Source organism: Slackia faecicanis, assembly GCF_003725295.1.
Lineage (GTDB): Bacteria > Actinomycetota > Coriobacteriia > Coriobacteriales > Eggerthellaceae > Slackia > Slackia faecicanis.
Window position 1 is genome coordinate 37,955 of sequence record NZ_QICB01000008.1, and the last position, 14,286, is coordinate 52,240.

Annotated in this window: 9 protein-coding genes; all 9 read left to right on the forward strand. The window is 61.7% G+C overall.

All coding sequences use genetic code 11. The features are described 5' to 3' along the window. Positions 1-109 precede the first annotated feature (109 nt). On the forward strand, positions 110-1,459 hold the full coding sequence (locus DMP07_RS08225; protein ID WP_123198663.1) for a magnesium transporter MgtE N-terminal domain-containing protein: 1,350 nt from the start codon (positions 110-112) through the stop codon (positions 1,457-1,459). Beyond that, complete coding sequence (locus DMP07_RS08230; RefSeq protein ID WP_123198664.1) at positions 1,459-2,817, forward strand: Nramp family divalent metal transporter; 1,359 nt, start codon at positions 1,459-1,461, stop codon at positions 2,815-2,817. The genes DMP07_RS08225 and DMP07_RS08230 overlap by 1 nt, the downstream gene beginning before the upstream one ends. A 260-nt stretch (positions 2,818-3,077) precedes the next feature. Next, positions 3,078-4,160, forward strand: a complete 1,083-nt coding sequence (gene serC, locus DMP07_RS08235) for a 3-phosphoserine/phosphohydroxythreonine transaminase (protein ID WP_123198665.1) — start codon at positions 3,078-3,080, stop codon at positions 4,158-4,160. A gap of 107 nt (positions 4,161-4,267) precedes the next feature. Beyond that, positions 4,268-5,170: a 3-phosphoglycerate dehydrogenase gene (locus DMP07_RS08240; protein WP_244594957.1), complete on the forward strand. Its 903-nt coding sequence runs from the start codon at positions 4,268-4,270 to the stop codon at positions 5,168-5,170. Between the two features lie 192 nt (positions 5,171-5,362). Then, positions 5,363-6,637: a DUF1015 domain-containing protein gene (locus DMP07_RS08245; protein ID WP_123198667.1), complete on the forward strand. Its 1,275-nt coding sequence runs from the start codon at positions 5,363-5,365 to the stop codon at positions 6,635-6,637. A 224-nt stretch (positions 6,638-6,861) separates the two neighbouring features. Further along, positions 6,862-8,202, forward strand: a complete 1,341-nt coding sequence (locus DMP07_RS08250; protein WP_211324552.1) for a citrate/2-methylcitrate synthase — start codon at positions 6,862-6,864, stop codon at positions 8,200-8,202. An 84-nt stretch (positions 8,203-8,286) separates the two neighbouring features. Beyond that, positions 8,287-9,441 (forward strand): pyridoxal phosphate-dependent aminotransferase, encoded by a 1,155-nt coding sequence (locus DMP07_RS08255; protein WP_123198669.1) that lies wholly within the window; start codon positions 8,287-8,289, stop codon positions 9,439-9,441. 122 nt (positions 9,442-9,563) lie between these two features. After that, positions 9,564-10,631, forward strand: a complete 1,068-nt coding sequence (galE, locus tag DMP07_RS08260; RefSeq protein ID WP_123198670.1) for a UDP-glucose 4-epimerase GalE — start codon at positions 9,564-9,566, stop codon at positions 10,629-10,631. 267 nt (positions 10,632-10,898) lie between these two features. Further along, entirely contained in the window at positions 10,899-14,192 is a 3,294-nt protein-coding gene (locus DMP07_RS08265; RefSeq protein ID WP_123198671.1) for an ABC transporter ATP-binding protein/permease, read from the forward strand. Positions 14,193-14,286 lie beyond the last annotated feature (94 nt).

A 14,286-nucleotide genomic window follows, 5' to 3' on the forward strand; every position in this document is an offset into this window, starting at 1 on the left:
ACAGGGAGAAAAGGTTCGATTTGAAGGTTCGAAAACACAACATTCACCTGATGTAGCCTTGCTCTCGCCCCTCGTGCGCGACAAGGCTTGTCGTACATGAAGGGGATTTATGTTCTATCTGACTAACATGCTTGGTCGCCCTGTGTATGATTCCACGGGCGAAAAACTCGGTACGGTCTCCGACCTCGCCATTTCTACGGGAGAAGTGTTCCCCCGCATCACCTCGCTTGCATTCCGCGGTCCCGGACGCACGCCGTTCATGATCAGCTGGCGCAAGTACGTCGAAGACTTTAGCGAAGACGAAGTCACGCTCAATACCGAGTCGTACAACATCCGATTCAGCTATCTGCAGCCCACCGAGGTCCTTTTGGCGCGCGATCTGCTCGATCAGCAGATCGTCGATACGCAGGGCCTGAAAGTCGTGCGCGTTAACGACCTCAAGCTGTCGCCTTCCGGTTCGCAGCTGCGCCTTCTGGGTGCCGAGGTGGGTGTGCGCGGCATTCTGCGCGGCCTGCACCCGCTGCTTGAGAAGGCCGTGGTTTCCGGCGCGAAGCTTTTCGGCAAGAAGGTCGAAGAGAAGATCATCGCCTGGAATTACATGGACCTGCTCGATCGCGACCTGTCGAAGGTGAAGCTTTCCGTCACGCACAAGCGCCTCGAGGAGCTGCACCCCGCCGACGTCGCCGACATTCTGGAGCAGCTCGACCCGAAGCAGCGCGCCGAGGTGTTCAAGCATATCGATGACACGCGTTCGGCGGAAATCATCGCCGAGCTGGAAGACGAGTTCCAGGCGGAAACCCTCGACGACATGACCGACCGCGAAGCGTCGGGCCTGCTTCGCCAGATGGATCCCGACGATGCGGCCGACATCATCCGCGACCTTCCGTATGAAAAGGCCGAAACCCTGCTTCGCCTGATGGGCGTCGAAGACGCGGCGGAGATCAGGCGCTTGCTGGGCTACCGCGACGACACCGCGGGCGGCATGATGACCACGCAGTTCGTCGCGCTGAGCGAAGACGACACGGTGGGGGATGCCATCGAAACGCTGCGCGCGCTGGATGAGGATTTCCCGACCGTCCATTTCGTCTACGTTCTGGAGGAAGACAGCGAGAAGCTCGTCGGCGTCATGTCCATGCGTACGCTGGTGCTCGCGCATAACGAAACCCGCCTCGGCGACGTCATGTTCACCGACGTGATTACCGTTTCGCCTGACGAAGACGAAGAGGAAGTGGCCTCCGACATCTCGAAGTACGACATGGTGGCGCTGCCCGTCGTTGACGAAAGCGGACATATGCTCGGCTTGGTCACGGTCGACGACGCGCTCGACGTCATCGAAGAAAGCACCGAGACCGAAAAGACCACGAACCTGTGGATGAAAGTGGCGCTTGCGGTGTGCGGCGGCGTCATGTTCTTGGCGCTGTACACGGCCGTGATCATGCGCATCATGGAGGTGGGCTGATGGCCGCTGTGAAAAAAGGAGCCTCGTACGACGAGGTCATGCAGGCCGTCCGCGAAGGCGACAAGAGCGCTCTCGAGGTGGCCCAGGATGTTTCCGCCGAAAGCGGGGCCGATGCCGAAACGAAGAAGAAGCGCGCCACGGCGCTCCTGATTCTCGGGGCCATGGGCCCCGGCGTGGTCAGCGCCATGGCCGGCAACGACGCCGGCGGCATATCCACCTATTCCACCGCGGGCGCCGATTTCGGGTTCGCCGCGCTGTGGGTGATCCCGGTCATGTGCGTCTTGCTGCTGGTGGTCCAGCTGACGGCCGCACGCATGGGCGCTGTGACGGGCAAGGGCTTCGCCGCCCTCATCCGCGAGCGTTTCGGCATCCGCCTTACCGCGCTCGCCATGGGCGCGTTGCTGATCGGCAACGTCGCCACCACATTCAGCGAATTCGCAGGCATCGCGAGCGGCATGGAGCTTTTCGGCATCCCGCGCATGGCGAGCGTGCCCGTGGCGGCGCTTGTGGTGTGGCTACTCGTGGTGAAGGGCAGCTATAAAAGCGTCGAGAAGGTGTTCTTGGCGGTTTCGCTCGTGTTCGTCACCTATGTGGTCGCGGCGTTTCTCGCGGGCCCGAACTGGGGCGATGTGGCTTATGCCACGGTTGTTCCGCAAGTTCCGGCCGACCCGCATTTCGTATCGCTCGTGATCGCCATGATCGGCACCACGATCGCCCCGTGGATGATGTTTTTCACCCAGAGCAACGTGGTGGACAAGGGCGTCACCGACGATCCGCAGGAAATGATGCTGCAGAAGGTGGACGTGACCACCGGAACCATCGTGGCCTGCATCGTGGCGTGGTTCATCATCATCACCACGGGCGCGGTCCTGTATCCGCAAGGCGTCGCGGTCGATTCGGCTGCGGCCGCCGCCAATGCGCTGGCGCCGTTCGCGGGTGAATACGCCCAGATCCTGTTCGCGGCGGGCCTGACCGCGGCAAGCTTTTTGGCCGCATGCGTGCTGCCGCTGACCACGTCGTTCGTCATCTGCGAGGCCTTCGGCTGGGAGGCAGGCGTCGACTTCACGTGGAAGGAAGCCCCTATGTTCAAGGGCATCTTCACGTCGGTCATCGTGTTCTCCGCCGTGGTGGTGCTCATTCCGAACCTGGACCTCATGGGCATCATGCTCACCGCGCAGTTCATCAACGGCGTCATCTTGCCGGTCCTGCTGGTGTTCATGGCCCTCATCGCCGCCGACAAGCGCATCATGGGCAAGCATGTCAGCACATGGGCGGGCAAGGCGATCATCTGGGCGACGGTCGCCATCGTCACGGTTCTCACCGTGGCCCTTCTGGTCATGCAGATTCTCGGCATGTAGATTCTCGAATCATCGCAAAGGCGGGGGAGCGTTCCCTTGCCTTTTTTACGCCTTCGTCCGCCGCGGCCGCGTTCGGCGTGTTCCTTCTGTGGCGACGCGCGTTTACAGGGCCTCTAAATTGCCGCTCGCGTAAGGTTTCGCAACGCCGCCGGCCGCCTGTGCGCCGGCCGGTCCGTTCTCTTTACAATAATCCGATGCGCCGCGCTTTCGCGCCGCGTGAAAGATTCGAATGATTGAGACCGGCGAAGGAGGTCATCGACATGGGCAGGGTTTACAACTTTTCGGCAGGACCTGCGGTGCTGCCCGAAGAAGTTCTGCGCGAAGCTGCTGAAGAAATGCTCGACTACAAGGGCTGCGGCATGTCAGTCATGGAGATGAGCCATCGCTCTAAGATGTTCGACACGATCATCACCGAGGCCGAGCAGGATCTGCGCGACCTGATGAACATTCCCGACAACTATCGCGTGCTCTTCCTGCAGGGCGGCGCTTCGACCCAGTTCGCCATGATTCCCATGAACCTGATGAAGACGGGCGTGGCCGATTACGTCGTCAGCGGCTCGTGGTCGAAGAAGGCCTGGAAAGAGGCGAAGATCTTCGGCGACGCCCGCATGATCGGCAGCTCCGAAAACGAGAACTTCAGCTATGTCCCCGATGTGAAGGCGCTCGAAGTTTCCGACGACGCCGACTACGTCTACATCTGCCAGAACGAAACGATCTACGGCACCGTGTACCACGAGCTTCCCGACACCAAGGGCAAGCCGCTCGTGGCCGACGTGTCCTCGTGCTTCTTGTCCGAGCCGATCGATGTCGAACGTTACGGCGTCATTTACGGCGGCGTGCAGAAAAACGTCGGTCCCGCAGGCGTGTGCATCGTCATCATCCGCGAAGACCTCATTCCCGAAGAGACGCTTCCGGGTGTTCCCACCATGCTGCAGTACAAGACGCATGCCGATGCCAAGAGCCTCTACAACACGCCTCCGTGCTACGGCATCTACATTTGCGGCCTCGTGTTCAAGTGGCTCAAGGCCCAGGGCGGCCTGGAGGCCATGAAGCAGCGCAACGTGGAAAAGGCGCAGCTGCTCTACGATTTCCTCGACCAGAGCGCGCTGTTCAAGGCCACGGCTCGCAAGGAAGACCGTTCGATCATGAACGTTCCGTTCGTGACGGGCGATGCCGACCTCGATGCGAAGTTCGTCGCCGAGGCGAAGGCCGCGGGCATCGAAAGCATCAAGGGCCACAGGAGCGTGGGCGGCATGAGGGCGAGCATTTATAACGCCATGCCGCGCGAGGGCGTCGAGGCGCTCGTCGCTTTCATGAAGAAGTTCGAAGAGCAGAATTCGTAAACGGGACGAAGCCCGTGTTTCACGTGAAACACGGGCTTTTTCACTTCGATGTTTCTCTTTGAGAAATCCGCCTTGTTTCAAAAGAAGGGATAGACAGCATGTATAAGGTGCATTGCTTGAACAATATTTCGACCGAGGGCCTTGCCGTTTTCACCGACGAATACGAACTGGTCGACGACATCGCCCAGGCCGATGCCGTGCTCGTGCGCAGCGCCGATATGCACGAGATGGAGCTTCCCGCCAACCTGAAGGTCATCGCGCGCGCAGGCGCCGGCGTGAACAATATTCCGCTGCAGAAGTGCGCCGACGCAGGCATCGCCGTGTTCAACACGCCGGGCGCTAACGCCAACGCGGTCAAGGAGCTCGTGCTTGCGGGCATGCTTCTCGCCGCGCGCGACATCGTGGGAGGCATCGCGTGGGTGCAGGAAAACGCTGCCGACGAGAACGTCGGCAAGGCGGCCGAGAAGGCGAAGAAGGCCTTCGCCGGCGGCGAGATCTTCGGCAAGACGCTGGGTGTCATCGGTCTGGGCGCCATCGGCGCGAAGGTCGTCGCTGCAGCCGAAGCGCTGGGCATGAAGGTCGTCGGCTACGACCCGTTCGTCGACGCCGATCGCGCCGCCTCCATTTCCGCCGACATGACGTTTGTGACCGATCTGTCCGATCTGTATCCTGCCTGCGATTACGTGACCATCCATGTTCCCGCGCTGAATACGATCGGCATGGTGAACGCCGAGGCCATCGAGAAGATGAAAGACGGCGTGGTGTTCCTGAACTTCTCGCGCGACACGCTGGTCGACGATGCCGCCATGGCCGCCGCTCTCGAAGCGGGCAAGGTCGCGCGCTACGTGACAGACTTCGCCAATCCTGCCGTGGCGGCCATGCCGCGCGCGATCGTGATGCCGCATTTGGGCGCATCCACCAAAGAGGCCGAAGACAACTGCGCCAAGATGGCCGCCCGATCGGTCATGGACTATCTCGAGCGCGGCGTGACCGTCCATAAGGTGAATTAGGCGCGCCGAGCCAGGTTTCAGACCGGCTCGCTCGGCCGTCGCGCATCCGCCTGAGCCCGCTTCGCTTGCGTGTCGAAACGGGTTTCGCGGGGCTTTCGGCGCGTGCGAAGCGGGATGGCATCGCCCGCGCGGCGCCGCCTCGTGCGATGCCGCCTTTTCCTCCAGAACGCCTCTCGTTGCGAAAGGATTCCTATGTTCATCCGTCCTTTTAAAGCCGTCCGTCCTCGGGCGGATGCGGCCTCCCAGGTGGCGGCCCTTCCGTACGACGTGTACGACCGCGCCGAGGCGGCGGCTGCCGTCGAAGGCAAGCCGCTGTCGTTTTTGAACATCGACCGCCCGGAAACCCAGTTCGCGCCCGATGCTGACATGTATGCCGACGCCGTGTACGAGAAAGGCCGCGAGCTTCTCGACGCGCGCGTCGCAGACGGGACCTTCGTGTCCGACGACGCGCCGTGCTTCTATCTGTACGAGCTGGTGATGGACGGCCGAAGCCAGGTGGGCATCGTGGCCTGCTGCGCTGTAGACGACTATCTCGACGGCGCGGTCAAGAAGCACGAGAACACGCTCGAGAAAAAGGAGCGGGACCGCATTCGCCATATCGACGCCCTCGACGCCCAGACGGGTCCGATTTTCCTGACGTATCGCGACGACGCGGCCGTCGATGCGCTGGTCGGCCAGGCCCGTTCGCGCGAGCCGCTGTACGATTTCACGTCCGAAGACGGCATCGTCCATCGTGCGTGGATCATCGACGCGGCTGACGAGGTGGAGGCGCTTGCCGCGGCCTTCGCCGCCGTTCCGTGCGCCTATATCGCCGACGGGCACCATCGCGCCGCCTCCGCGGTCAAGGTGGGCCTGAAGCGCCGCGAGGAGCATCCCGATTACACGGGCGACGAAGAGTTCAACTTCTTCCTCTCGGTGCTTTTCCCCGCAAGCCAGCTGGCCATTCTTCCGTATAACCGCGTGGCGCACGACCTGAACGGCGCATCCGTGGACGAATTCATGGTCGAACTGGGCAAACGCTACGAGATCCTGCACGCGCAGGATACGCCGCTCGAGCCTATCGACAAGGGCGCGGCGGCGATGTACCTGCAGGGGAAGTGGTACGGGCTGGGCGTGCGCTCCGAGTTCGAAAACGACCACCCGGTCGACGGCCTGGACGCGTCGCTGCTGCAGAACCTGGTGCTCGATCCCATGCTCGACATCAAGGACCCGCGCACGAACGAGCGCATCGAATTCGTCGGCGGCATCCGCGGCCTGGGCGAGCTCGAGCGTCGCGTGAGGATGCTCGACGCGGCGAAGTCGGCCGAAGAGATGGCCGAGCGCGGCCCGGCTGTCGCATTCGCGCTGTATCCGACGGCGATCGGCGAGCTTTTGGCCGTGGCGGACGCCGGCATGCTCATGCCGCCTAAGTCGACTTGGTTCGAGCCGAAGTTGCGCAGCGGGCTGTTCATTCACCGTCTGTCGTAGCACAACCGCGTGGTAACAACTTCCAATTAAGTGCCGCATCTGCTTATCAGGCGCGGCACTTTCGCATACTATAGTGCATTGCGATATGCGAGCCGCGCCGCGCACGCCTTCCTCGGAGGGCCGGTGCGCGCCGGGGCGATGCGCCGATTTGGCGGGCGCATCCTGCCGTCTGCCGCCCGCATGCGCTCTATGCCTTGAAGGGATTCATGCATGAAAGGAACGCCATGAAAGACACCCTGCCTCTGTACCGCGATTTCTCGTCGATCCATGCGGTCGACCCCGAGTATTACTCCGCTAAATACGACGTGAAGCGCGGCTTGCGCAACGCCGACGGCACGGGCGTGCTTGCAGGCGTCACCAATATTTCAAACGTGCACGGCTACGTCGTGTCCGAAGGCGACAAAGTGGCCGACCGCGGCCGTCTTTCGTATCGCGGCTACAGCATCAACGATCTGGTGGATCACGTGGTGGCCGAAGACCGCTTCGGTTTCGAGGAAACCGCCTATCTGCTCATGTCGGGCGAGCTTCCCACCGCCGAGCAGCTCGCGACGTTTCGCTCGATGATCGACGAACAGCGCGACCTGCCCGACGGATTCACGGCGAACTACATCATGAAGCCGCCGACGCGCGACGTGATGAACTGCCTGGCCCGTTCGGTGCTGCAGCTCTACGCCTTCGACCCGAACGCCGAAGACCGCTCCGCCGAGCATGAAATCGACACCTCCGTCATGCTGCTGTCGCGCCTGCCGCGCATCATGGTGCTCGCGTATCACGTCATGCGCGACAAGTTCCACGGCGATTCGATGTTCATCCACCATTTCGTCGAGGGCCAGAGCACGGCCGAGACCATTCTGTCCATGCTGCGTCCCGACCGCTCGTTCACCGATACCGAGGCCAAGACGCTCGACATCATGCTCATGCTGCATGCCGAGCATGGCGGCGGCAACAACTCCACGTTCGTGTGCCGCGCGTTGACCAGCGCCGATACCGACCCGTATTCCGCCTATGCGGGCGCGATCGGCAGCCTTAAGGGCTCTCGCCACGGCGGCGCGAACAATCGCACCCTCATGATGACCGACGATATCAAACAGCATGTGGCCGACATAACCGACGAGGGCCAGGTGGCGGACTACCTGCGCAAGATCGTGAAGAAGGAGGCCTACGACCGCACGGGACTCATCTACGGCATGGGACACGCGGTCTATACGCTGTCCGACCCGCGCGCCGAGCTGTGCCACAAGTACGCCGAGCGCCTGGTGAAGGGCACCGAATACGAGGCCGAGTTCCGCCTGCTCGAAAACATCGAGCGCCTTGCCCCTGTGCTTTTGGCCGAAGCGGGCAAGAGCAAAGACATCTGCGCGAACGTCGACCTGTACAGCGGCTGCGTCTACGGCGCCTTGGGCATTCCGCGCGAGCTGCTCACGCCGATCTTCGCCTGCGCCCGCATGGCGGGCTGGAGCGCGCATCGCTTCGAGGAAATCGTTTCGGGCAAGCGCATCATGCGTCCCGCTTACAAGAAAACGGGCAGCGCGCGTGATTACGTCGCCATTTCCGACCGCGCATAGCATCGGTCGTTTCGCATGAACAGCGCCGCGGATCCCTGCGGCGCTTTGCATATTCTGCAGCACCCATCACGAAAGGAGCGCCGCATGGCTCTCGAACTGAACGACGCGCTCGACTCCCTGCAGCTTTCGGGCATCCGCCGCATCACGGCGAAGGCGAAGCAGACGCCGGGGTGCGTGCTGCTGACGCTCGGAGAACCTGACGGCAATACCGCCGACGAGGTGAAAAGGGAAGTGGGCGTCTCGCTGGAGGCGAACGATACGCATTACCCGCCTAACAACGGCAAGGAGGGCTTGAGGAACACCCTTTCGGCCCACATGGCGCGCCGCGGCCTTTCGTATTCCGCCGACGAGGTGATCGTGACCTGCGGCGCCACCGAAGCGCTGTTCGTGGCGCTGACCTGCGTCATGAACCCTGGCGACGAGGTGATCGTGCCCACGCCGGCATTCGGCCTGTATGAATCGATCGTCACGTTGAACCGCGGCGTGTTCGTGGCGCTCGACACGAGCAAGACGGAATTCCAGATCGATGACGAGGCGCTGCGCTCCGTCGCGAGCCCGCGCACCAAGGCCATCGTTATCACGTCTCCCAACAACCCCACCGGCTGCGCTTACGACGAGGAAAGCCTGGCCGCCGTCGCGCGGTTCGCGTGCGAGCACGACGTGTTCGTAATCTGCGACGACGTGTACGCGAGCCTCGTGTACGACGATTTCCCGTATCGCGGCTTCGCGTGCCGCTATCCCGACCTGCGCGACCGCGTCATCGTGTGCGACAGCTTCTCGAAGCCCTACGCCATGACGGGCTGGAGGCTCGGCTGGGTGGCTGCCGACGCGTCGATCGCGGCGCAGATGGCCAAGATCCACCAATACATGGTGTCGTCGGTGCCGTCGTTCGTGCAGCGCGCCGCCGAACGCGCCTTGGAGCAGGATGTGGCGCCGGCCCGGGGGGTGTATCGCGAGCGCCGCGATTACGTGCTGCGCCGCCTTGACGCCATGGGCCTTCCGTGCGTCCATCCTGCCGGCGCCTTCTACGCGTTTCCTTCGATCGAACGATTCGGCATGCCTTCCGAAGAATTCTGCCTGCGCTTGATCGATGAGGAAGGCGTGGCGCTGGTTCCCGGCTCGTGCTTTTCCGCCGAAGGGTTCGTGCGCCTGTCGTATTGCTGCTCCATGGAATCCATCGAAGCCGGCCTGGACAGGCTCGAGCGCTTCGTGCTCGGCCTGGAGGGCGCGCAGGGCTAGGCCGTTCGCGCGCGGGCTTGCGAGAGTCTGGGGAGAATATGCGCGTATGGCCGCAAGCCGTATCGGCGGCGTATACTTGACCTCGTTAAACGGGCCTGAGGCACGCAAGCGAAGGGAAGTACATGTCAGAGAAGAAAAACATCCTGGTCACCGGCGGCGCGGGATTCATCGGCAGCCATACCTGCATCGAGCTTCTGCAGGCCGGCTACGGCGTCGTGGTGGTGGACGATCTTTCGAATTCGAGCGAGAAGGCCGTCGATCGCGTGCGTTCGATCGTGGCCGATGCGGCGAAGGAGGGCAAGGCTCCGGCCGATGCCGCCGAAAGCATCGTGTTCTACAAGGAGAACGTGCTCGACCGCGCGGCGCTCGAGCGCATTTTCGACGCGCACGACATTTACGGCGTGATCCACTTCGCCGGCTATAAGGCCGTGGGCGAAAGCGTCGAAAAACCGCTCGAGTATTACCACAACAACCTGGTCAACACGCTTGTGCTGTGCGACGTCATGCGCGAGCGCGGCTGCAAGAACATCGTGTTCTCCAGCTCGGCCACCGTGTACGGCGAGCCCGATAGCGTGCCCCTGTCCGAATCGGCTCCGAAGAAGCCCGCGACCAACCCCTACGGCTGGACGAAGTGGATGATCGAGCAGATCCTGACCGACCTTTCCGTGGCCGACCCCGCGTGGAACATCGTGCTGCTGCGCTACTTCAACCCGATCGGCGCTCATGAAAGCGGCCTGATCGGCGAAGACCCCAAGGGCATTCCGAACAATCTGGTGCCGTATGTGGCCCAGGTCGCCATCGGCAAGCTGCCCGCCGTGCGCGTGTTCGGCAACGACTACGACACGCCCGACGGAACTGGCGTGCGCGACTACATCCACGTGGTGGACTTGGCGCGCGGCCACGTTGCGGCTTTGAATTGGATGGCCGACAAGCACGGCGTCGAGGTGGTCAATCTCGGCACGGGCAAGGGTTCGAGCGTGCTCGACGTGGTGGCCGCGTTCAGCCGCGCGTGCGGCCGCGAGCTGCCGGTCGATATCCAGCCGCGCCGCGCGGGCGATGTCGCCGAGAACTATGCCGATCCGCGCAAGGCCGAAGAGGTGCTCGGCTGGAAGGCCGAATACGACCTCGACCGCATGTGCGCCGATTCGTGGCGTTGGCAGTCGATGAATCCGAACGGCTACGCCGAGTAAAGGCGGCCGGTCTCATATCGCATGATGGAAAGCGACGGCTTCGAACTGAACTCTTCATTGCGAAGGCCCCCGTTTCCTGAACGGCAAAAGAAGTGAATCAAACAGCCCGGTCGAGCCTGTGCTCGACCGGGCTGTTTCCGTTTGGGCGCGTCGCCGCAACGGAAAGGTAACGGAGCGTTCGCCTTCCGAAGTGCTACGATATAGTTTATCTGCTTAACAATATGATGGCTTGAGATGCCTTATCCGCCGCAAGGAAAGTCGGTCCGCATGCTCGAACTGAAAAACATCAAGAAAGATTACGTGTCAGGCGATACGACGGTGCATGCCCTCAAAGGCGTGAGCCTGCAGTTCCGCAACGGCGAGTTCGTGGCCATCCTGGGCCAGTCGGGCTGCGGCAAGACCACCATGCTCAACATCGTCGGCGGCCTTGACCGTTACACGTCGGGCGATTTGGTGATCGATGGCGTTTCCACCAAGGAATATAAAGACCGCGATTGGGATTCTTATCGCAACCACAGCGTCGGATTCGTATTCCAGAGCTACAATCTTATTCCCCATCAGGACGTTCTTTCCAACGTCGAGCTGGCGCTCACGCTTTCCGGCGTTTCGAAATCGGAGCGTCGCAGCCGCGCCATCGCAGCGCTCGAACAGGTGGGGCTGGGCGATCAGCTGCATAAAAAGCCTAATCAGATGTCCGGTGGCCAGATGCAACGCGTCGCAATCGCACGTGCGTTGGTGAACAACCCTTCTATCGTGCTTGCCGACGAACCCACCGGTGCGCTCGATTCCGAGACCAGCGTGCAGGTCATGGAAATCTTGAAGAACGTGGCGAAAGACCGTCTTGTGGTCATGGTCACTCACAATCCCGAGCTCGCGGCCGATTACGCCGATCGCATCGTGCGCTTCAAGGACGGATTCGTAGTCGATGACACCGACCCATACGTGCCTAGCGCTGCGGAAATCGAGGCTGCCCGCCTTCGGGCGGGGGAGGCGCGCCGCACATCCATGAATCCGGCGACGGCGTTTTCGCTTTCGCTCAACAATCTTCTGACCAAGAAGGGCCGCACCCTTTTGACGGCATTCGCCGGGTCGATCGGCATCATCGGCATTGCTTTGATTCTTTCGCTTTCGACCGGCGTGAACGACTACATTGCCAAAGTGGAGCAGGACACGCTTTCCAGCTATCCGTTGACGATCGCCAAGCAAAGCTACGATTTGTCGGGCATGATGACAGGCGACGGACCAGCCGAAACGTCGACTAGCGGCGCTTCAGAAGCCGAAAGCGACGAAGCCGCCCCGCCCGCCGGCGAGCAGATCGGCGTGTTCACCATGCTGCAAGACATGTTCGCAAGCGTGAAGTCGAACGACATGAAGAGCTTCAAGGGGTTCCTCGACGAAGGCGGCGATGGAATCCAGTCCGACGTGAGCGCCGTGCAATACGACTACGGCATCACGCCGCTGGTGTATCGCGCCGATACCTCCGACGGAGCCGTCGCGCTTTCGCCGAACTCGATGACGATGGCCATGTCGGGCGGCGCTTCGAGCGGAGCCATGGCGGGCGCGGGCATGGGGAGCGCTTCGGCGTTCAACGAGATGATCGACAATCGTGAGCTTCTTGACGAGCAGTACAACGTCGTCGCAGGTCGCTGGGCCGAATCGGCTGACGAATGCGTGCTGGTGCTGTCGCAAAGCGGCAAGGTCAGCGACTACACGCTGTACAGCATCGGCGTGCTCGATCCCGGTGAAATGAATGCCATGGTGGAAAGCACGATGAATGCGACGGGTGAAATAGAGGTGCCCGAAAACGATGTCGAATTCTCTTACGACGACGCGCTCGACGTGCGCTTCAAGGTGCTGAGCCCGTCGGATTCGTATCGTAAGAACGAGGAGACGGGCGGTTGGACCGACATGTCCGATGACGCCGATTTCATGCGTGAAAGGGTGGAAGAGGGTCTCGACCTCAAGGTCGTGGGCGTGGTACAGCCCGATCCGGCCGCGAAATCGGCGGCGTTGACGCAGGGTATCGCCTACACGCATGACCTCTCGATCGAGCTGATGAATCGCGCCGCATCTTCCGAAATCGTTCAGCAGCAACTGGCCGATCCCTCGGTCGACGTGTTCACGGGCAAGTCGTTCGACACGTTGCAGGAGGAAGCTAAGGAGGGCGTCGACTTGGCAAGTCTGTTCACGGTGGACGAGGCGGCGATCGCGAACGCGTTCTCCTTCGACCAGAGCAAGCTGGGCGCGGCGCTCGACTTGTCGGGCATCGATTTTGGCGGCATGAACTTCGGCGCGTTGAATATCGACGTGTCGGACGCGGTGAAGAACATCGATATAAGCGCGCTGATGACGCAGGCGCCCGCACCTGACTTTTCGGGCATCCTGGGGAACATGCAAGACGACCCCGTGCTCGACGCTCCGCAGCTCGAGGAGCTTGCCAAGCTGAGCGCCGATTACGTGCAGGGCTTCATGGCGTGGTTGGCGCATAACGGCGACGGCCTTTCGCCGACCGACCCCGAGTTCTCCCAAAAGCTCATGGCGAAGCTTTCCGAATATGCCGCCACTCCTGAGGCGCGCGCTATGATCGATCGTGTCGTCGAGGTTGCGGGCGGTTCTGTTGCCGAGCGTTTGCAGCAGGCGGTCCAAGAATACGTGTCAGGTCAGCTTGCTCCGTACATGCAGGGCGTGTTCGAGAGCGTGATGGGTCAGGTTGCGAGCCAGATAGGCACGACGGTTTCGGGACAGCTGCAAAGCGGCCTTTCGTCGGCCATGGCTCAGATGGCATCGCAGATAGGTCCGCGCATTTCGCAGCAGATGGCCGCGGGGATGCAGAATGCGTTCACGATCGACGGCGCCGCTTTTGCCAATGCCATCCAGTTCAACATGGACGCCGAAGACCTGACTTCGCTCATGACGAATTATGCGAACGCCGGCAAGCTTACGTACGACAACAACCTGGTCACGCTTGGTTATGCGAACGAAGACGATCCGCAGGCGGTCAAGATCTTCCCGAGCGATTTCGAGGCGAAAGAGCGCGTGCTGGCGAGCATCGACGGCTATAACGAGCGGATGATGGCGGCGGGCGAAGAGGACAAGGCCATCGTCTACACCGATTACATGGGAGTCCTCATGGGTAGCGTGACCGACATCATCGATATGATTTCGCTTGTGCTGATCGCGTTCGTGAGCATCTCGCTGGTGGTGAGCTCCATCATGATCGGCATCATCACGTATATCAGCGTGCTGGAGCGCACGAAGGAGATCGGTATCCTGCGCGCCATCGGCGCATCGAAGGGCGACGTGTCGCGTGTCTTCAATGCAGAGACGTTCATCATCGGCCTGATTGCCGGCGTGTTGGGCATCGGCATCACGGTGCTGCTGACCATTCCGATGAACGTCGTGATCGAGCAGTTGTCGGGCGTGCAGCATATGGCGGCCGTACCTCCAGTGGCGGCGGTCGTTCTTATCGTGATATCGGTGCTGCTGACGCTGATCGGCGGCATCATTCCCAGTCGCATGGCATCGAAGAAAGACCCTGTGACGGCGCTGCGCACGGAGTAGGGGGGCGCATCCCGCCTCGGGCGGGCCATATGGCAGTTGAAAAGAACGCGGACCGCATCGGCCCGCGTTCTTTCGTAAAGGCGCCGTTTTTCGG